Raw genomic sequence first — 20,312 nt, 5'->3', positions numbered from 1 at the left:
CTAATATTAACAGAACAAAAGTTCCTTATTCAATATAAATAAGAACAAATGTTCGATGTAAATATTGGTAGCAATATATGTCCTAAAGCATGATAAAAAGCCTTCCCATTAAAGAAGGCTTTCTGAACTTAATCTAATTCCCAATACAAATTTGGCAGTATTGACCATCTCCGTTGTAGTCTTCATTTTTGTATACTGTACTACAGTTAGTACATATAAAATAATCTCCATTACTTGAACATTCCGAGCAAACGGGGCTGTTCGGAAATAAATTTAAGACCCCTGATCTTCTTTCACAAATAACACATTGTTCATCATCAAATATGTCTTCTTGTGGTGCTGCATAGGGAACTTTAATACTGTACAACTTAAAGTTCCCTACCGTATAAACTTGTTCTTCTATGTTTAATTCTAACTCTATCGAAAACTCTGCATTAATTTCTAAGTCATAAGCTGAACTCTCGGAATATTCAGATCCGAATGCCTCTGTAATTATTGCTGACCCCTTCATCGTTAAGATGCCTGTAATACTCGCCTTATCTTCGTCAAAATCTATATTATAATCAAATAATGTAACATCATATATTTCAAAATCTTCAACATCTTCTAGCAAACCGTTTTCCATGAACAATTGTAATTCACCATCATGAATTAAACTAGGAGTTATCTCGTCCGTAGAAAAGCTTATTTGATTTTTTATTATGTTTAATGCATTTAATTCTATCTGTGCATATAAAAATGATGTTTGTTTCAATCTAGAAAAATACTCTGTAAATTCTTTCATGGGCAACATCATCAGCTGAGTTTTATTTTCTACAAAATCTTTAAATTCCGAAATCAACTCTTCACGTGGGTGTAATATGTTTTTACTTTCGTCTAATGCCCACCAATCCTCTTTACTGTCCGAAGTAGTAAACACTATAGAAACCCCATCTTCTTTTGCCATATCCAAAATTGACTTCCAAATAATTAAATCTCCATAAGGTCTTTTCTGATCCGAACTTCCATTTTCTTCAGTCTTTTTACCTTTATCCTCGTATCCTGGAGGAATATTATACTGATATCGTCTAATTCCTTCTTCAATTATTTCTAAAATGCGCTTACCAGAAAAGGAATCGCCTATTTTATTAGATGTTTTCAAATTATTAATATAATCATATATCTCATTTTTATTCATTAATACTTGATTATCTCTTAGCTCATTTTCTATTTCTTCATGATAGGTTTTGACAGCATCAGTTATTTGACTTTTATCAAAATAAGAATTTATTTTATCCTTTAGTTCATTAATTTTAGGAAAATCATACTTCCCATACTTATTAAACAATTTGGTTAATTTATGATTAAATTCATCGGTATATTGATTAATATCTCTTAGAATATTTTTATATTTATTATGTTGCTCTTTTTTCACCTTTTTATGGTTTTTAATAAATTCATAATAGACTTGGTGAGGTATCCAAATATTATCTTGTACAGATTCTAACACTTCCAAAATTTCTTTTGATGTTTGAGAACTGTATCTGTAATAATCTAAAAAAACGCTACTGTCAATAACAATTAATGGCTCCTCTTGTTCAATAAAATCTTTAAATTCCTCATATGTGTTAATTTTCATGTTTACTTCTCCTACTTCTCCTCTAATTTAAATGTATGAACGTCATCTACAAATATATATAATCTTATACTTTATATATATTAAATATCGACAATGGAAAAGAATTTTAAATATGTAAAATTTAGATATGGCTAAGTAAGATTTTTCACGTTGTCAATATATTGTGAATTTGTTGTTCAACTAACGCATCCGATAATTTAAGTTTACTCCTTCACAATCTTTTTACATCTCATCTCTAATATAATGTGTGGAATGGTTTGAAAAAGACGCCCGCCCTTTTCCTTGATAGAACTAATTTCCTCTAAATTCATGAAGGAGATTACTTAACTCTTCGTTCTTTTTAATAAAATTATAAAGGTAATCCTCTGTAATAATAAACTGTTTTCCATTCTTATGTTTAGTTGCTAAAGTCTGTTTACCATCACCATCAGTTATTTGAAAGCTATGAATAATTCTATTTCTCATTTCAATAACTTCAGAAAAACAAGAAGTAATTTTTGTATCTGAAAACTTAGTTATAGTTTCCTTTATTGGTTGACTAAGTTGACCAGAAGTATAATCAATTAATTCATGCCAATTAAACCCGTTTTCCTCATCTTTGTTAAGTATATTTTCAATGATAAATGCATTGTTAGAGTTGAAAACACAGATTGCACTTCCTAACAATTCTCTATATTTTCTTGATGGTAAAGATTGCTTACTATATTCTTCATACATTTTCACTATTCTCCTCGCTGTTCAAGGAAAACTTTATTCCTTGTATTTATTCATAAACTATTTTTCTCGTAGCATGGCGTTAAAATCATCGAATGTTTTCATCAGCGTCCAGAGGGTTTATCAAGTTAATCTTACCAATCTTCATCTTCATCCCAGTTTTCTTTTGCTTCTTCAAGCTCTTCCATAAGAAATTGCAGAAAGTTATCTGCAACCGTGTCTCCATAACCAGCTTCATTTGCCCAAACAATTACTGGACATTCTCCAGTTTCCATCTTGTTTGTATCAAGGCAATAAGAAAATTCGTCTACATACTCTATAACGACAATACCATCACTTAGATCATAATGAGTTCTATAGTCCTCAGTAACTGTCACAACTCTTGCAGAAACTTTCCCATGACCGAGTATATTTACACCAAAAATGCCACCAGAACCGTATTTATTTAAAAACCACTTATAACTCTCGGGAAGTTTTACATTTAAACTGTTTTGTATCTCTTTTATTTTTTCTTCACTTATCCCGCCTGTAAAATCATCATCTTCAGCGTTTTCTTTAATAAATTCTTCAATTTCATGATAATTCATCGTTACATCTCTCCTTTCTCAAATTGACTTGCTCTCCATTTCCAATATCTTCGTTGGAAGCTTTTATACTGATTCCGTAGCTCCCTGTCATTTCTAAAACTTTCTCCACCTTTTTTCAATCCATGAAGAACTTTTTTATTATTTTGATGCACAGAAGCTGGAATTTCCACCATCGTTCCTGGTTCTTCTTGAATTAAGTGATGTAAGTTGATCTTTGTGCCGTCATTAGCAAAAGGAGCGTCACCTTTTTCCATAAGTTGTAAATTTGTTTTTCCACTTTCAGCATCAACTTTGTTTATATCAATATCTTTCAATGTGTATACTCTACGACTCACATCTTTAGTTTTACCTGAAGCTTTTACCTTTCCTTTAACCTCAAAGGCACCATACTTTTCTTTATTTAGCCAAGGGAGAGTTATTTCCTTACCTGTAAATGGCTTTCTGGTCTCATCTAATTTCTTTGCATTAGTCAAAAGTTCATTCTTAAGGTTTTGGCTATCAATCACATTGTATGGCATGTTATCTGCTAGAGCAAGATTATATTTAGAGTTATACGGAAGCAAATCTGGAATCTTGACGTCCTTCATTTTCTTCCCTGCTTGACTTGCTTTATTTATTACTTTGCCCGCTGCATCTGCTTTGTTTATGGCTCCTGCACCTTTGGTTCCGACAATTGAAGCAGCCACTGAACCAACTGCATAGGTTACCCATCTAGATCTAGAATAGGCATCCCCATTTACCATGTCTTTTTGATAGGACTCTTCAATTGCCGCTGAGATTGCATCATATGTTTTCACTGGATGAATAACTGCATTCCCCAGTGCTGAGAGTGTTTCTCCCGGATCGGTGATGAAATCCCATATGCCAGTTACAGTGTCTTTGCCAACATCATATAAGCCTACTCCTACACCTTTTACGATGTCCCAGGTGATTTCTCCTGCTCCTTCTAGCTGCTTTGCTTGTTCAATTTGCACTGCAAGCTGTACTTGAGCCGGCTCCAGATTCTCGTACCCTACTTTCTTAGCAATCTCTAAGTACTCATCAGGATCAGAAACACCGTCATTAAGTTTTTTCTTTAATTCTTTAATTTCTCGTTCTTTCGCTTCTTCTTTCTTCACGCTTAAGTAAGCTTCAGAATGTTTTTCAATATCGCCTTTTTTCTTATGCATGTCACTTTCTCTGTACGCTTTAGCGTTATAGTGAATCGGAGTGGCATTCTTCCCTTTGCCTGTTGATTCCTGCAGTTTTTTAAAATCTTGCTGAATAAATTGTTCGTTAGGCTCTGTTTCAGCGTATTCTGTTTTTAAATCCTCATCAAGCTTGTTTAGCTTATCGATTGTTTTTTCACGTTTGTCATCTGCAGAAGAAAGTTTGTCTTTGAAATCTTCTGTTGAGAATATTTCAAGAGGAAGGATGTCATTGATGTCGTTTAATATGTCTTTCATTGCTTTTTTCTGTTCAGACATAATGGATTTTGATTTTGTATAGGCGTTAGCCAGCTCATGTTCTAAAAAAGACTCTTCTATGTAAGCATCAGACATCTTGGCATCTTCAAGTTTTGCAGAAATGCTGCTTAAGAAAGCAATTTTCATATCAATAAGGTCAATCCATTGATCGGTAACACCGACATGATCATGATAAAATGCTTTAATGTTGTCTGCACCCTTACCGGAAAACTCGCTGTCATCTAGGTCAGCTACAGCTTTAAATGCTTTTCTGAGCTTCACCATTTGTGACCTTAGTCCCTTGTACTCTTTAGTTCTTTTATCCGCTTCAGAGAGTAGTGAACCAGCCTCAAAAACCTTCATATCATTCTCCTTTCATGCTTACTCTATGTAAATTTTACCACAATCAACTATTTAAATAACAAAAAAAACCAAACATTACTGTCTTTTACATTGCACTATCTTGTTCTGTAATAATTCTCTGCGGTATAATAGTGCCATTCCCAAAAAGCTTCCCCATTGGAGAGTATATACCGGTCTAGAAATATCTCAAAGTTAACATTTAATGGTGTATACTCACCCATTTGAAAAATAAAGAGATAGTTGGGATCACCTTTGTCCAATTTATCTTTGTCGATCATCAAATGACAACCTTCTAATAAGTGACCAATTGGGATGCCATTGATGCCTTCAAACAAATCCTCATATTTTAATTCTTCTTCAATCTCTTCAAGACTAAATAAATAAAGTCCTCCACCTATATTCTCCCCATCAGCAAGAACCTCAAAAATTTTCGCACTATTATGTTGTGTAATAAACTTCTGATAATCATCTGGAAGTTTAAGTTGATACTTCGCTTCAAAGTTGAGAATTTCATTAAGTGCTGCTTGGTTCGGAGAAAAAGTAACAAGACATTCCATGATATACCCTTCCGAACAAAACAATTTAATAGCCCCCTTTTTCATCTAAGAGACTTTTCAAACCATTTGTTCTTTTAACGAGAATCAACAAATTCCAAAAGATGTGAATAGATCGTGATAGCTGCCCTTTTCACTGAATATAATGCAATAAATTCAAAAAAGAGGTGCCCCCCAAAAGTGAATTCTCTAATGAATGAAGATATGATAAAGATCATTAGAAATGGCCTTAGCGCATCACATCATCCAAAGCATATTATTGTTGTGGGAGCTGGATTGGCCGGGCTTGTATCAGCATCTTTGCTAAGAAATGCCGGTCACAGAGTAACGATTCTTGAAGCGAGCGGTAGAGCAGGCGGCCGTGTCTGCACGTTGAGATCTCCCTTTAGTGATGGGTTGTATTTCAACGTTGGTCCGATGCGCATACCGAATATCCATATGTTAACCTTAGAATATATAAAAAAATTCAGGCTGCCAACAAATGTATTTATCAACAGAACCCCAATGGACATCATTTACACGAATGGAGTCAAAACACGTCTCCATCTTTTTGAACAAAATCCTGGAATATTAAGATACCCCGTTGCACCAAACGAACAAGGGAAAACCGCTGAAGAGCTGATGCTTTCTGTATTGCAGCCTATATTAAATTTTATTAATCAAGATCCTGCAAGAAATTGGCGGATTGTTGAAAAACAATACAAGAATTATTCGTTAAGCTCTTACTTAAACACTTTCTTTTCATATGGCGCGATCGATATGATAGGTATACTTCTCGATATGGAAGCGTATATGGGTATGTCCCTTGTTGAAGCGTTACGGGAATCCGTCTTTTTTACATCACCAACTCACTTCTATGAGATAACAGGCGGCATGGATCGGCTTCCTCATGCGTTTCTTCCTCAATTAAAAACAAATATTCTATACCATCAAAAAATGATGAAAATTTCTCAAAATGAGAACAGTGTTACGATCCATTGTCAGCATCAACAAACAGCAGAACATGTAACGTTCACAGCTGATCTCGCTATTGTAACCATTCCTTTTTCAACATTGCGATTTGTGAAAGTCGAACCATACCATTCTTTTTCCTACTATAAACGGAGGGCAATTCGCGAACTGAACTATATGAGCGCAACAAAAATCGGCATAGAGTTTAAAAGTCGATTTTGGGAAAAAGCCGGGCAGCGCGGCGGCAAATCTATTACTGATCTTCCGATTCGATTTTCGTATTATCCAAGCACTGGTATTGGAGCAAATGGACATGCTGTTGTTCTGGCGAGTTATACTTGGGCAGATGAGGCACTGATGTGGGACAGTCTTTCAGAAGGAGAGCGTATTCAGTATACTTTACTGAATTTATCTGAAATATATGGCGATATTGTATGGTCAGAATTTGTGTCCGGCGCCTCTTTTAGCTGGAGTCAGAACCCTTATTCTGCGGGAGCCTTTACAGCTTTCGAACCAGGACAAGAATTAGAGCTGTATCCTTATATCCCTGTCCCTGAGGGAAGAGTTCATTTCGCTGGAGAACATGTCTCACTTACCCATGCGTGGATGCAAGGTGCGATTGAATCTGGAATACGTACCGCTTATGAAGTTAATCGTTTATCTTAGATCCTGCTCTCATCTTGTACTAAAGCTCGTTGAATAGCAGAATTTCATATAATCAAGATCATAATCAGATGTACAAATTCAATTACAATAACAAAGTAATCCTTGCATTCCTTCACCCGCCATGCTATATTCATATAGCGATGAGCTGAATTGTGTAAGCCGATGTACATGCCCTTTGCGGCGCACACGAATGTGGCGTGTGGTGCATCGCCTCAATACGCAAAGACGTTTGCCTTAGGCAAACGTCTTTTTTTGTGTGTTATCCGATTATTGTGCCGTTTGGAACGGGCTGATCTGGCTGCAATAGGACGACATCCCTCTGGCCGGGGATGCCCCCAAGAACCAGCACTTCCGATTTAAATCCGGCGATCCGGCGCGGCGGAAAGTTGACGACTGCTATGATTTGCTTGTTGATAAGATCTTCGGGCTGATAGCGGTTCGTGATTTGCGCGCTCGATTGCTTCATGCCGATTTCTGCTCCAAAATCAATCACAAGCTTAATCGCCGGGACTCTTGCTTCAGGAAATTCCTCCGCTTTTACAATAGTGCCTGTTCTAATATCCAATTTCTCAAAGTCCTCAATGACTGCCATATCAATAACTCCTTTTTCTCCTATTATAAAAGAGATATCCAAGGTTCGTTTAACCAAAGAACCATCATTTTTTATCCGAATATAAGGTGTTTCGATATAGCCGGGGCGGCATGCCTGTACTTTTTGTGAACCATCTTGTAAATGAAGAAAGATTTTGAAAGCCCAGCGCCTCGCTCACGACGGTAAGGGTTTCATTTTTCTCTATCAGCATTCGTTTCGCTTCCTCAAGCCGAAGATTGGCAATATAGTGCTGCGGAGACTTCCCCGTCTGCTTTTTGAACCAGTTTGAATAGTAAGCTGGGTGGTAATGCTCGATTTCTGCCAGCTTCTTAATTGTCAGCCGCTCAGATAAATGGCTGTGGATATAAGCAATTGAGGCGTAGGTATGGGATTGCAGCTTTTCTTTTATGTATTGAACAAGCATATGCAGCGAGTTCGCTGTTCCGGCCTTTGCTTCCTCTGTCAGCAAGTACCTGATCGAAGACCAGAAAGGATCAATCGCAGCTTCAATGCCCGATCCTGCATGATACTCATCAATTTTCATTGCATGAAGCGGAACATCCAGTACAAGACATTCATTTCTACCGATTGAACGGAAACGATGCTCGCACTCCGGCGGAATATATAAAAAATGATCCGGCTTTAATTTCACCTCGCGTCCCTCTGTCTCAAGATCAATACTCCCTTCAAGCGGAAAAAGAAATTGGCTGTACCCGTGCTTATGTGAATGATAAAGGCGTGTGTATGTCCGTTTTTCGCAAATAATCTCTTGAAGCGAGTCCATCAGCAAGCTCCTTTCTTTGATCATCTTTTAATCCGATAATGGTGTTCAGATATAGGCGAAAATCCGATTTTTTCATATAAAGAAACTGCCGCCAGGTTTTCTTTTAGCACTTGTAAAAACATGTGCTTTGCCCCGTTGCTGATTGCCCATTCAGTCAACGCCCTGATCACTTGGGTCCCTGCCCCTTTTCCTCTATGCTCCTTGGCTACAACGATGTTACTGAGTCCGCCATAGCCATCAATGACAGAAGCCGTTCCAACTGCTGTCAGGCTCTCTTGGTCATACATCGTGAAAAAGGTTTTACACGACGGCATACGTTCGAAAATGTTTGTGTAGCCTTGATGCCGCTCCGGAGAAAATTCTTCCAATTGAATAAAATGATCAATCCAAACAGAAGACGGCTCCTCCTCCCACTTGTATGTAAATCGACTGTTGTCATCAGTATGGCTCATAATGTCCCAGCCCAATGCTGTCATCTGAAAGCACTCGTCTGCCTTTTCATATCCGCTGTCTGCCAATACGGCATCAAGCCCTTTCGGAGATGCATTGCTGATATGAAAACAAACAGGCAAGCCTAAGCTTTTGTAAAAATGCTCGGCCTCTTGCTGGAAATCTCCTTCAGGCGTATCCGCAGAGGTCCACACGCTGTTCGCCCTTTTGGTTACGCCAAAGTTCGCTCGAAGAAGCCATTGTCCCATGTTTTTCTGAATATAAGACGGCCATGAAGCTGCCGCTAACTGCTCAATTTTATGAATGTCATCCATAGCCTGATGTCTCTCCTCTGTGTATACTACCATGACATTATACAATATTCAGAAATATAAGACATCTATTTCTTAGTTTACATAACATTTTTATTGTTTATTGATAAGCCGGACAAAAACGTCCGAATTGAAAATGACAGACTTTCTGAAATATCCTCTTCACGTTCAAATGCTTCTTTTGCGATTAAAGTCGTAAAGCCATGCAGCAGGCTTCTAAGCCCCCTTGTCGCATGAATGGCAGTCTTTTCGCTTGCATAGCCGTTTTCAATGAGCAGGTTCGTAACAATCCGGACAATTTGGTCTGACACGATTTCCGCCCTCTTATCCTGAACCTTAAGCAAAGCCGCTTCATAATATCCGGGATTTTCAACTGCAAAATCAACATATGCCTGAGCTAAAGAAAGCATAGCGGAATCTCCTTTTTGTTCGGTTACGGAGTCTGCCATTTGATCTAAAAGCCTTGTCAGCCCGCTGACAGCAAGCTCTGTTCTGATCGCTTGCAGCCCGTTGATATGATTATACAGCGACGGAGGGCGTACATTCATTTTTTTAGACAGTGCGGCAAGCGTGACACCATTCAAGCCTTCCTGATCGGCAATCTCCGCTGCGGCGTCTACAATCATTTTTTGGCTCAATCCTATTCTCGGTGACATGCTCATCATCCTTTCTTTGCTTTTTGGATTGCCTGTCTCATCCGCTCTGAGGGTGATTTCAGGAAATTCCCATGTCCGACTGCTAGACAGGAAGGCGCCTTGTCGGCAAGCAATTGTGCGCTTTTAATGGCTTCCTCCTTATTCCATGTGGCGAAGGCTGGAAAAGGAAACGCCCATTTTATCTGGCCTGATACAGCGATTCCTCCGCGCAACTGAAACGCATCTCCTGCTATGATCGTGCCGTTTCTTGTATCAAGAAATGACATGCTGCCCGGTGTATGGCCCGGTGTAGAAATTGCAAGCAAAGAACCAATTGTTTCACCGCCCGTCAACAGATGGTGTGGCTTTGTTTGCACGTGTTTCGGAATACCTCCTTTTATAGGAGTATGCGGCTCATCATGACGCAAAGATGTGTCACCTTTCAGCAGGAAAGAATCCCGTTCTGAGATCATCACCTTTGCATGAGGAAATGCTTGTGTCAGTGCATCCAGTGATCCGACATGATCCCCATGAGCATGGGTCAGTAAAATATGATGAAGCGGTTTTCCTAACTGGTTTACAGCTTGAATAATTCCTTTATAGCTGTCCGGAAGTGCGGCATCAACAAGGGTGACTTCGTTTTCTTCCTCTACTAAATAGCAATTGACCGGAAACAAAGCTGGAAAAAAAGTCAGCTGCCAAACTGTTTGATACTGGGTAATTCTCATTTATTTATCCCCCTAATAAAAACTAATGGTGTTAGTTTTATTATTAACTAACACCATTAGTTTTTCAAGAGTTTATGAATGTTTTATGGCAACATATATGTTAACTTGTGCTCTCTGAGGTACTGTTGCACTTTGATCATACATTTCAAAGTCACCTGTAAATGTACGCAGATGACGCTTATCCCAAGTCCAAATTTCCTTCCAGGTTTCGTACACAACCTCTTCAATAGGGCCGATTTTTGAAGTAAAAACGGCATACGCGGAAGCCGGCAAATCAATGTTTTCATATGGTTCCGGAAGAGTCCGGCTGTCCGCCTGAAACGTTCCGATTGAAAACGTGTAAAACCCTTTCGTCTCCTGTTCGTAATTGGAATATAAGGAAATAATGCTCTGATCTGTTGCCTGTGAGAAAAGAACGCTCATATCCTTCTTCCAGAATTGGTCCCATAGTGCCGGGATCCGCCTTTCTTCCGTCATTTCCAATGCGTTGCTTGTCCGTTGTGACAGTCCGGCAAACCATTTCTGTTCTAAGTGTGTCATATGTGAAAAACTCATAAGATCCCTCCTTTTTACCTAGATTATAAAAAAAGAAACCTGACAGCAGTGTGTCAGGTTTCATATACTTTTTGCATTTGGCGAATGGTATCTTTTACTTTATCCCGTATATGAAGAGGTTGCAGAACCTCAATATCCTTTCCGAACTGCAGCAAAAAACCGATCAGCCATTGATCTTCAGGAAGAGAAATCACTGCCCGGCAGTTTTCATCTTCATCGTAAAGAAAAACGTCATGTCCGAACCATTCAAATATGCGCTGACGTGCTGACGGCTGAACGAGAATAACCAGTTCAGTTACACGGTCCTTTTGGTACCAGTTCTTATCCCACGGCAAGGTCTCCAGCTGGATTTCTTTTCTGATAAAGGACTGATGTAATATGGTCAGATCTTTCATCCGGTTAAGTTTAAAAAAGCGAAAATCATGTCTAACCAGACAATAGGCATATAAATACCAGTGCCCCGCCTTGTAAACCAATGTATAAGGTTCCGTTTCACGCTGAAGTGTTTCCCCGCTTGCGTTAGTATATGTAAATGATATCGTTGACAATCGATCGATGGCGGCGCTGATTTTCTCACGAAGCGCCTTTTGATCTTCAGTCTGGCCCCAAGCCGTCATGTCAATAAACCATTTTTCAGTTTGGTGCTTAAATGCTTCAGCTGACTGCTCAGGTATGAGGTGCTTGATTTTTTGATAAGCTGTGCTGTGAGAAACAGGTTCATACATAGATGAGACACTTTGCAAAGCGGAAGCGATCGCAAACAGCTCCTCCTCTTTCAGCCACTCTCTCTCAAGCCGATACGTCTCCATAATGCCAATTCCGCCCCCGGAGCCCTGTGAGGTCACAATTGGAATACCAGCTCTATTGATCGTCTCAATATCACGGTAAATTGTTCTGACGGATACTTCAAACAGCTCAGCAAGTTCAGCTGCCTGCACTTGTTTTTTGCTGATTAATAACACAACCATCGCTAACAAACGTTCCAGTTTCATTCTGCGCACCTTTTCTTTCTTTTATTTTACAATCCTAACATTTTTATAAAGCTTGGGCATATCTATTATGCGGCCAAATACACCTTGCATATGTTATGAAAACAGGGGTTTCCCCTTCTTTTTTGTGTTCAGTATTGATTTCAGCTACTATTTCGAACCGGATAAGCATACACTTCTCATCGGAGGGGATTTCACATCATGCATCTTACACTTCAAAGCGTTTATCCTGCCATGATTATCATCTTTTTTCTGTATAAAAAAATTAAAAGGTCCATCGGATATCAGCCGCTGAAGCCTCGCTGGCTGTTCACCCGTATGATTCTTTTCTCGCTGTTTGCTTTTGGTCTTTCAATATTCAGCGTCATTCACCCTTTTTTATATGGATATCTCATTTTCGGCATTCTTGGCGGATGGCTCCTTGTCGTTTTCGCAAAGAAAAACATCTCCTTTGAAAAGCGCAGAGGAAAAATTTATTTTCGGACTCATATTTGGGTAGAAGTCATTCTTTTAACCTTGTTTCTATCAAGATTTCTGTATCGAGTGACAGAGCTTTATCTTACCTCGCCTGATCTCAACAGCCTTGGATCTTACAGTCAGTCAATTGGAACCGACCCTCTGACAATTGGCGTTTTTTTTCTGATAGCCGTTTATTATATCGGTTTTTCTTCTTTTGTCATTAAGCTCAGCAGAAACGAACTCGATCAGAACGGACACAATAAAGAAAAAGACATCCTTGCCCGCTAACAGCGATTAAGCAAGGATGTCTTTTTTAATCATGTTGTGTATGATGGATCATTTGTTGAAGAACATCTAACACGTGTTCATCCTCCGGTGAGTAATAAATGGATGTTCCTTCTCTGCGCGATTTGACAAGCCGGAGATTTTTTAAGAATCTGAGCTGGTGGGAAACAGTGGATTGCAATAAATTCAGTTTTTCTGCAATTCCGTTCACTGCATGTTCACCTTGGGATAATAAATGGAGAATTCTGATTCTGGTAGGATCAGAAAGCGCTTTGAATGTTTGCGCGACTAGAAACAAGGTTTCCTCATCAAGATCAGCAGCCGTTCGGTCCGTTTCTCTAAATTCAGTCATCTGTATCACCTTTCTTTATTCATAGTTTTATCTTATAACAAATGTGCTTGGGTGCAAACCAGCCTGCTTATGTTCCAATTCAATCTCTTAGTTTAAATTTATGTTTCAAATCAGGTTTTTACTTGGTCTGATATATCGTTCTATGTCATAATAAAAAGGTCATACTGCTCCAAACATTGAGGGTGAAACACAGTGAAGAAAAAGAGAAAAGGCTGTTTCGCTGCTGCGGGTTTTATGATGATTTTTGTCTTTGTCATCGCCTCTTTATTATTGGTCTTGCTTTTTTTCAACCGGGATTTGATCAAAAAACTTCCAATCGATACGAAAACGATAGTTTTGGAACGTTTAACCGATTATAAACCGCTGGTGGAAGACGAGCTTGAAAACCAAGGACTCTCTAATTATACATCACTCATTCTAGGCATGATGTATCAGGAGTCAAAAGGAAAAGGCAATGATCCCATGCAGTCCTCTGAATCTCTGGGGTTAAAACGCAATGAGATAACAGACCCTCAACTCAGTGTTAAGCAAGGCATCAAGCAATTTACCCTCATGTACAAGACCGGTAAGGAAAAAGGTGTGGATTTGGATACCATTATTCAAAGCTACAACATGGGGGCAGGTTACATTGATTTTGTAGCTGAACATGGAGGAACGCATACTGAGGAATTGGCAAAACAATACTCCGAGCAGCAAGTCAAAAAAAATCCTGATCTGTATACGTGCGGGGGAAATGTGAACAATTTCCGCTATCCGTATTGCTACGGTGATTACACGTATGCGGAAAAAGTAAAAGAAAAAACAAAAACTGTTGAAGAATCTTTGCAGGTTGCAACACTTGAAACCATGGAATCAAAGGCTCATAAATAAGAGTCTATGGCTCATAAATAAGAGTCTATGGCTCATAAATAAGAGTCTATCAATTTACTGACAAAAGCCCAAAACAGATTTGGGCTTTTGTCATGTTTAAAAACGTTTAAAAAAGCCATACGGAGTATGGCTTTTAATAATAAGGTGATATCATCAGATATACAACAACGCCTGTAAGGCTTACATACAGCCACAGGGGCATTGTCCATCTGGCAATTTTTTTATGGCGCTCCACCTGCATGCTGAAGCCTCTGATCAGCGTAAACAGCGCAAGCGGCACAATGATCGCAGAAAGGCAAATATGCGTAATTAAAATAAAGAAGTAGATCGGGCGCATAATCCCTTCTCCGCCATACAGCGTATTCTCCGCAATCGAGTGGTAAACAACATAGCAAATCAAAAATAGTAATGTTGTTGTGAATGCGGCTAAAATAAAGCGTTTATGAGCTTTGATATTTTTCTGTTTAATCATAATCAGCGCGGCCAATAAGAAGATAAACGTAAAGCTGTTGAATATCGCATTCAGCATTGGCAAAATGTGAATATTCGCATGGCTGAACTGATCTAATTTAGGCATAAAAAACAGCACTGCGATTAAACCGTTAATCAGAACTGTCAGCGTAAGGACAATCCCCGTATAATTTTTCGGTTTATTTTCTGTTTGATTCATTTGGTGACCTCTCCTAATTTGTACTGGCTATCCAAATCGTATGCAAATTCAAAGAAGATGTCAACGTTTTCGACTGCTTCGTCAGAAATTAGACACACTTCAAAGGCCGGTGGCTTTTAGCCCCGGCCCTGTTAGGTTTACGCCTCTTTGATCAAATGCTCAACGGCCTTATATTCATTTTCATTCAGCAGGTTCTTTTGAATTTTCGAATGAATAGGTTTATTCATGTGCTGATCCAAGATATCCGCCGTTTCTTTATCACCGGCGATAACCATTCGTTCCCATCTTTTCGCGGCCGCTTTTTGATCTAGATTGGCAGCCAGTCGCTTATACAGTCTCGTTTGGTTCTCCCTTACATGTTCCCTCATCCGGTTCTCTTCAAATGGTACCGCTTTTTTTGCAGAGGAATGGCAATTCTCCCAAGACTCATTGATGATATCGTACTCATAATGCTCAACCGCCTCAATTTTGCCTAAAACGGTTTCAATAATTTTCACTTCATGCTGCTGAGTTAAAATAAACGCCGTACTTGGGTACGTTTGGCGCAAATCCTTCAACTGATCCAGAACAGCTGTTTCTTCCCAGTAAAATCTTGTTTCTACAGGGATTTGAAGCTTAATTGGTTCCCATATACCGCTTTCGGAAACAAAAAATACGAGACTGCGGGGCATGTCTTTTCCCATTTCATTGAGGTATTGATCAATTTTCGTTCTGATTCCTTCCAGACACTTCTCTTCCTCTGGATCACTTGCTGCCAAATACTCTTTCAATCTGCCGAATCCTGATTTCAGGGCAATTTTCCATTCTCCCCCCTGTTGCTCTGGATCTCTCATGTCTGTATTAAGATATAGGGAGAGAATTTTATCCGGCGGTTCCAATTGGACATACTGTAATTTATTAATCAATGAATCAATCGCCATTCCGATTCCTCCTTTTTAACAGGTTAGTTTTCTTTATCCTCTCTTAAAAACGATCAAACCTTACTTTGCGCTAATTTCTAGTAATAATGGATTTGTTATTTACAATGCCCCTCTCATCTAATACAATTGGTAACTGTGTTTCTAAGCTGATTTTTGAAAGGAGATTGATCTTGTTTACTGTTAAAGAAAAAAATCGTCAAGAACTTGAGGAAGAACTACATGATTTAGAATTTCAAATTTACCGCATGCAAGAGAATATGAAGGATCTATCCAAAGACGCCAAAGTGCTTGGTATTGATCAATCGAAACATGAAGAGTGGATGATCGTTTCCTCGATTGATGATGGCCAAACATGCAAAATTATGCTTACCGATTGTAAAACGGCTTATAGAGGAAAAGGCTGTTTTTCACTTGTAGCGTCTTACAAGGACGATGCCATTCATATCGGCGACATAAAAGGCCCTCCGAATCACGGATTTGGTTCCATTTGCATGAAATATTTAAAAGATATCGCCAGAGAACACAATATACCGAAAGTCACCGGCGACATTGCCAAACGGGACTGGAATCATGTAGACCGGCTGATTCATTTTTATGAAAAACATCAATTCAAAGTATGCGTCGATCATGATACACAATCAGGCTATATTAAGTGGGTTGATTTGTAAAAAAGTCTGGATGAATGTGCCAAGATGTGCTGTAATGGTGTAAAACCATTGATGGAGGGTCCTATGTACGCTTCAAAACTGAAAAAGGGAGACGAAATTCGGATCGTGTCTCCCGCGACTAGCATGTCCATATTATCAAATGAAGCAAAAATGCAAGCAAAAACGGCGTTAGAACGCTTAGGTTATCGGGTAACCATCGCTGAATATGCAAATGAATTAAACGAATTTGATTCATCTTCTATCGAATCAAGAGTCCATGACCTGCACGCTGCCTTTTTCGACCCCGGAGTCAAAGCGATTTTAACGACACTCGGCGGTTTTAATTCAAATCAGTTGCTGCGTTATCTTGATTACGAGAAAATCAAACAGCATCCAAAAATTCTGTGCGGCTATTCCGATATAACGGCTCTTTGCAACGCCATTTATCAAAAAACGGGCCTTGTTACGTATTCAGGCCCCCACTTTTCAACATTTGCAATGGAAAAAGGACTCGATTATACAACAGAGTATTTTCTTTCTTGCTGCGCTTCGGACGACCCGTTTGACATTCATCCTTCTAGCGAGTGGAGCGATGACCGCTGGTTTTTGGATCAAGAGAACAGGCACTTTTACCCTAATAACGGCCCTGTTGTGATCCATGAAGGTTATGCTGAAGGCACTTTGATTGGCGGAAACCTTTGCACACTTAATTTGCTGCAGGGAACAGAGTATTTTCCTGAAACAGAAAATGCCATTTTATTGATTGAAGATGATGATATGTCAGACATCCATATGTTTGACCGCGATCTGCAATCACTCATCCACCTCCCCGCTTTTTCTCATGTAAAGGCGATTTTGATCGGCAGATTTCAAAAAGCATCAAACGTATCAATAGAACATGTAAAAGCCATGATTGGAACAAAAAAAGAATTATCCGGCCTTCCAATCATCGCAAATATAAATGCCGGACATACCTCACCAATTGCCACGTTCCCTATAGGTGGAACATGCAGGATTGAAGCTGTTTCGGGAACATCACGAATATGGATCGACAAACATTAATCAGCTTGTAAATTTCTTTTTTTACAAGCTTTTTTAGCGCAAATATTTATGCAAGCTACACGAGGAGACATGACAAATGTCATATATGATGCATGATGTGTGCTACTACAAACGACTTCTCTCATTGACGTATACTGAACAGAGACACACAATGAGAGGATACTTACTATGACTGAACAAACCATTGCACATAAACAAAAACAGCTGACAAAGCAAGTCGCCGCTTTTGCTCAGCCCGAAACAAAAAACAGCCTGATTCAGCTTTTGAACACGTTTATTCCTTTCTTCGGACTCTGGTTTCTGGCTTATTTCAGCCTCAATGTCTCCTATCTCCTTACGTTAGCATTAACAGTGATTGCCGCAGGATTTTTGACAAGAATTTTTATCATCTTCCATGACTGCTGTCATCAATCATTTTTCAAACAAAAGCGCTATAACCATATTTTCGGTTTTCTGACAGGTGTGCTGACTTTATTCCCGTATCTTCAGTGGCAGCACAGCCATTCAATTCACCATGCCACAAGCAGCAATCTGGATAAACGCGGAACAGGAGACATCTGGATGTTAACAGTAAACGAATATAAAGCTGCATCCAGACGAACAAAGCTTGCATACAGACTTTATAGAAATCCGTTTATCATGTTTATTCTCGGACCAATTTATGTTTTTCTGATCACCAACCGTTTTAACAAAAAAGGTGCAAGACGTAAGGAGCGTATAAACACATACCTTACGAATCTGGCAATTGTAGCGTTGGCTGCTGCTTGCTGTCTGATCTTTGGATGGCAATCGTTTTTACTGGTGCAAGGCCCTATTTTTCTGATCTCAGGTTCAATCGGTGTATGGCTGTTTTATGTGCAGCATACATTTGAAGATTCTTATTTTGAAGCAGATGAAAACTGGAGCTACGTTCAGGCTGCTGTGGAGGGCAGTTCATTTTATAAACTCCCGAAACTGCTTCAATGGCTGACAGGCAATATCGGGTACCACCACGTCCATCATTTGAGTCCAAAGGTGCCTAACTATAAGCTTGAAGTTGCTCATGAACATCACGAACCATTAAAAAACGTACCGACAATTACCTTAAAAACAAGTCTGCAGTCACTTGCATTCCGCCTATGGGATGAAGATAAAAAACAATTTGTATCATTTCGGGATATCAAACATATACCTTCCAGCCTTCCGCCTGATTCAACAGAAAAACAGAAACTGCGGAATTACGCCTGATGATGAAGGAGGTCTTCTCTTATATACAAGAAGGCTTCCTTTTTATTGTTTTGAGGGTGCATTCTGGCTTTCGCAATGATAAAGTTACATGTAAGATGAAAAGCGAAAATGAGGTAATATTATGATTAAAAAGCATTTTACATTTCAAAAACTAAGCGGGATTACGCCCTATATATGGACGATATTTTTCATCCTCCCCTTCTACTTTATATGGAAATCATCATCTACAGTTGTTATCATCGTCGGCATCATTTTGACACTTTTATTTTTTTCGGTATATAGATTTGCTTTTATCTCAAAAGGCTGGGCCATTTATTTATGGGCGTTTTTGTTAATCGGCATTTCAACCGCCTCCATTACTCTGTTCAGTTATATTTATTTTGCTTTTTTTATCGCATATTTTATTGGAAACATAAAGGAACGCGTCCCCTTTCATATTTTATATTACGTCCATTTAATAAGCGCAGCCGTCGCAGCTAATTTCAGTCTCGTATTAAAAAAGGAATTTTTTCTGACTCAAATTCCTTTTGTCGTCATTACCCTCATCAGCGCGATTTTATTGCCCTTCAGTATAAGAAGCCGCAAGGAGCGCGAACGACTGGAAGAAAAACTCGAGGATGCAAATGAACGGATTGCCGAGCTGGTGAAATTAGAAGAGCGGCAGCGAATTGCCCGTGACCTCCATGATACTCTTGGGCAAAAGCTTTCTCTAATCGGTTTAAAAAGCGACTTGGCGAGAAAATTGATATACAAAGATCCTGAACAAGCAACACGTGAACTGAAAAGCGTTCAGCAAACTGCGAGAACGTCTTTAAATGAAGTCAGAAAAATCGTATCCTCCATGAAAGGCATCCGGCTCAGGGATGAAATCATAAATATCAAACAAATTCTTGAAGCAGCCGGCATTACGTTTATCTACGAAGAAGATAAATTGCCTGAAAATATCTCATTGCTTAATGAAAACATATTGAGTATGTGCTTAAAGGAAGCTGTCACTAACGTCGTTAAACACAGTCAGGCTAAAACCTGCCGAGTTGACATTCAGCAGCTCTGGAAGGAAGTCGTCATTACAGTGACTGACGATGGAACGTTTCAAGGTGAAGAGAAGTACTTTTCAAAAGGACATGGCCTGCTTGGCATGAGAGAACGGCTTGAATTTGCAAATGGGAGCCTTCACATCGATACAAAAAGTGGCACCAAGCTTACCATGTCAATTCCTAATAACTCAAAATAAACAAAAAAGGATGGCTTACATGATTAGTATATTTATTGCGGAAGATCAGCAAATGCTCTTGGGCGCTTTAGGATCACTTCTAAACTTAGAAGACGATATGGAAGTCGTAGGCAAGGGTACAAACGGTCAAGATGCTGTTGATTTTGTCAAAAAACATCTGCCTGATGTATGCATTATGGACATTGAAATGCCCGGTAAAACCGGGCTTGAAGCTGCTGAGGAGTTAAAGGATACAGGCTGCAAAATTATTATCTTAACTACTTTTACCAGGCCCGGCTACTTTCAGAGAGCCATTAAAGCAGGCGTTAAGGGCTATTTGTTAAAAGACAGTCCGAGCGAAGAGCTCGCAAGCGCCATCCGAAGCGTCATGAACGAAAAACGCATCTATGCACCTGAGCTGATGGAGGACATATACAGCGAGGCTAACCCTCTTACAGACAGAGAAAAAGAAGTGCTCGAACTAGTGGCTGACGGTAAAAACACAAAAGAAATCGCTCAGGAACTCAGCATCAAAAGCGGGACGGTGCGAAATTATATCTCAATGATTCTAGAAAAGCTTGAAGTGAAAAACCGAATAGAAGCCATTACCAGGTCAAAGGAAAAAGGTTGGTTTAAATAAAAAGGATCTTGGCATCTGCCAAGAT

22 protein-coding genes and 1 pseudogene are annotated in these 20,312 nt (G+C 39.2%); 8 read left to right on the top strand and 15 right to left on the bottom strand.

The genetic code is table 11. The annotated features are described in order from the left end of the window. Positions 1 to 133: 133 nt before the first annotated feature. From AC0DBE_RS04910 to AC0DBE_RS04890, 5 genes and pseudogenes are all read right to left on the bottom strand, one after another. A complete protein-coding gene (locus tag AC0DBE_RS04910; RefSeq protein ID WP_472961257.1) occupies positions 134 to 1,618 on the bottom strand; it encodes a PIN-like domain-containing protein in 1,485 nt (494 codons plus the stop codon). 291 nt (positions 1,619 to 1,909) lie between these two features. Then, a complete protein-coding gene (locus tag AC0DBE_RS04905; protein WP_472961255.1) occupies positions 1,910 to 2,335 on the bottom strand; it encodes a selenium binding protein in 426 nt (141 codons plus the stop codon). 131 nt (positions 2,336 to 2,466) lie between these two features. Next, positions 2,467 to 2,919 (bottom strand): SMI1/KNR4 family protein, encoded by a 453-nt coding sequence (locus tag AC0DBE_RS04900; RefSeq protein ID WP_472961253.1) that lies wholly within the window; start codon positions 2,917 to 2,919, stop codon positions 2,467 to 2,469. A 2-nt stretch (positions 2,920 to 2,921) separates the two neighbouring features. After that, positions 2,922 to 4,727 carry a T7SS effector LXG polymorphic toxin gene (locus tag AC0DBE_RS04895; protein WP_472961251.1) on the bottom strand — a complete coding sequence of 602 codons (1,806 nt, stop codon included), beginning with the start codon at positions 4,725 to 4,727 and terminating at the stop codon, positions 2,922 to 2,924. A gap of 95 nt (positions 4,728 to 4,822) precedes the next feature. Continuing rightward, positions 4,823 to 5,375, bottom strand: a pseudogene (locus AC0DBE_RS04890) (SMI1/KNR4 family protein). A gap of 86 nt (positions 5,376 to 5,461) precedes the next feature. Between AC0DBE_RS04890 and AC0DBE_RS04885 the strand changes: the two are divergent. Then, positions 5,462 to 6,898 carry a flavin monoamine oxidase family protein gene (locus AC0DBE_RS04885; protein WP_146881500.1) on the top strand — a complete coding sequence of 479 codons (1,437 nt, stop codon included), beginning with the start codon at positions 5,462 to 5,464 and terminating at the stop codon, positions 6,896 to 6,898. A gap of 259 nt (positions 6,899 to 7,157) precedes the next feature. Here the strand turns inward: AC0DBE_RS04885 and csaA are convergent, their stop codons facing one another. From csaA to AC0DBE_RS04850, 7 genes are all read right to left on the bottom strand, one after another. Beyond that, positions 7,158 to 7,490, bottom strand: coding sequence for a chaperone CsaA (csaA, locus tag AC0DBE_RS04880; protein WP_014114058.1), 333 nt, complete (start codon positions 7,488 to 7,490; stop codon positions 7,158 to 7,160). Positions 7,491 to 7,554: 64 nt separating this feature from the next. Next, the gene (locus AC0DBE_RS04875; protein ID WP_072183765.1) at positions 7,555 to 8,280 is read right to left on the bottom strand and encodes an AraC family transcriptional regulator; all 726 of its coding nucleotides are present in this window, start codon (positions 8,278 to 8,280) and stop codon (positions 7,555 to 7,557) included. Between the two features lie 14 nt (positions 8,281 to 8,294). Continuing rightward, entirely contained in the window at positions 8,295 to 9,038 is a 744-nt protein-coding gene (locus tag AC0DBE_RS04870; RefSeq protein WP_090557958.1) for a GNAT family N-acetyltransferase, read from the bottom strand. Positions 9,039 to 9,115: 77 nt separating this feature from the next. Beyond that, positions 9,116 to 9,691: a TetR/AcrR family transcriptional regulator gene (locus AC0DBE_RS04865; protein ID WP_014114060.1), complete on the bottom strand. Its 576-nt coding sequence runs from the start codon at positions 9,689 to 9,691 to the stop codon at positions 9,116 to 9,118. Positions 9,692 to 9,696: 5 nt separating this feature from the next. After that, the gene (locus AC0DBE_RS04860) at positions 9,697 to 10,398 is read right to left on the bottom strand and encodes an MBL fold metallo-hydrolase (protein WP_014114061.1); all 702 of its coding nucleotides are present in this window, start codon (positions 10,396 to 10,398) and stop codon (positions 9,697 to 9,699) included. A gap of 72 nt (positions 10,399 to 10,470) precedes the next feature. Continuing rightward, positions 10,471 to 10,953 (bottom strand): GyrI-like domain-containing protein, encoded by a 483-nt coding sequence (locus AC0DBE_RS04855; protein ID WP_014114062.1) that lies wholly within the window; start codon positions 10,951 to 10,953, stop codon positions 10,471 to 10,473. A gap of 53 nt (positions 10,954 to 11,006) precedes the next feature. Further along, the gene (locus tag AC0DBE_RS04850; protein ID WP_472961248.1) at positions 11,007 to 11,945 is read right to left on the bottom strand and encodes a helix-turn-helix transcriptional regulator; all 939 of its coding nucleotides are present in this window, start codon (positions 11,943 to 11,945) and stop codon (positions 11,007 to 11,009) included. Between the two features lie 198 nt (positions 11,946 to 12,143). Here AC0DBE_RS04850 and csk22 point away from each other — a divergent pair, with 198 nt between their 5' ends. Continuing rightward, positions 12,144 to 12,689: a mother cell-specific sporulation protein Csk22 gene (csk22, locus tag AC0DBE_RS04845; protein WP_014114064.1), complete on the top strand. Its 546-nt coding sequence runs from the start codon at positions 12,144 to 12,146 to the stop codon at positions 12,687 to 12,689. Positions 12,690 to 12,714: 25 nt separating this feature from the next. Here the strand turns inward: csk22 and czrA are convergent, their stop codons facing one another. Continuing rightward, positions 12,715 to 13,038: a Zn(II)-responsive metalloregulatory transcriptional repressor CzrA gene (czrA, locus tag AC0DBE_RS04840; RefSeq protein ID WP_014114065.1), complete on the bottom strand. Its 324-nt coding sequence runs from the start codon at positions 13,036 to 13,038 to the stop codon at positions 12,715 to 12,717. Positions 13,039 to 13,230: 192 nt separating this feature from the next. Between czrA and AC0DBE_RS04835 the strand changes: the two genes are divergently transcribed. Beyond that, a complete protein-coding gene (locus AC0DBE_RS04835; RefSeq protein ID WP_014114066.1) occupies positions 13,231 to 13,908 on the top strand; it encodes a lysozyme family protein in 678 nt (225 codons plus the stop codon). A gap of 133 nt (positions 13,909 to 14,041) precedes the next feature. Here AC0DBE_RS04835 and AC0DBE_RS04830 read toward each other — a convergent pair whose 3' ends face one another. Beyond that, positions 14,042 to 14,578 (bottom strand): DUF420 domain-containing protein, encoded by a 537-nt coding sequence (locus AC0DBE_RS04830; RefSeq protein ID WP_014114067.1) that lies wholly within the window; start codon positions 14,576 to 14,578, stop codon positions 14,042 to 14,044. 137 nt (positions 14,579 to 14,715) lie between these two features. Continuing rightward, a complete protein-coding gene (locus AC0DBE_RS04825) occupies positions 14,716 to 15,498 on the bottom strand; it encodes a VLRF1 family aeRF1-type release factor (RefSeq protein WP_472961245.1) in 783 nt (260 codons plus the stop codon). 170 nt (positions 15,499 to 15,668) lie between these two features. Here AC0DBE_RS04825 and AC0DBE_RS04820 point away from each other — a divergent pair, with 170 nt between their 5' ends. The 5 genes from AC0DBE_RS04820 to desR all read left to right on the top strand — a co-directional run bounded on the left by AC0DBE_RS04820 (position 15,669) and on the right by desR (position 20,287). Further along, positions 15,669 to 16,166, top strand: a complete 498-nt coding sequence (locus AC0DBE_RS04820) for a GNAT family N-acetyltransferase (RefSeq protein WP_072183484.1) — start codon at positions 15,669 to 15,671, stop codon at positions 16,164 to 16,166. A gap of 63 nt (positions 16,167 to 16,229) precedes the next feature. Beyond that, positions 16,230 to 17,207 carry a S66 family peptidase gene (locus AC0DBE_RS04815; protein ID WP_072566427.1) on the top strand — a complete coding sequence of 326 codons (978 nt, stop codon included), beginning with the start codon at positions 16,230 to 16,232 and terminating at the stop codon, positions 17,205 to 17,207. Positions 17,208 to 17,375: 168 nt separating this feature from the next. Further along, a complete protein-coding gene (gene desA, locus AC0DBE_RS04810; RefSeq protein WP_014114070.1) occupies positions 17,376 to 18,434 on the top strand; it encodes a Delta(5) desaturase DesA in 1,059 nt (352 codons plus the stop codon). Positions 18,435 to 18,555: 121 nt separating this feature from the next. After that, positions 18,556 to 19,668: a two-component sensor histidine kinase DesK gene (gene desK / locus AC0DBE_RS04805; RefSeq protein ID WP_472961241.1), complete on the top strand. Its 1,113-nt coding sequence runs from the start codon at positions 18,556 to 18,558 to the stop codon at positions 19,666 to 19,668. Between the two features lie 19 nt (positions 19,669 to 19,687). After that, positions 19,688 to 20,287 (top strand): two-component system response regulator DesR, encoded by a 600-nt coding sequence (desR, locus tag AC0DBE_RS04800; RefSeq protein ID WP_014114073.1) that lies wholly within the window; start codon positions 19,688 to 19,690, stop codon positions 20,285 to 20,287. Positions 20,288 to 20,312: the final 25 nt, after the last annotated feature.

This window comes from Bacillus sp. VA15 (genome assembly GCF_055721145.1).
The sequence above is the reverse complement of the archived record's forward strand: the minus strand, read 5'-3'. Positions and strand labels throughout refer to the sequence as shown.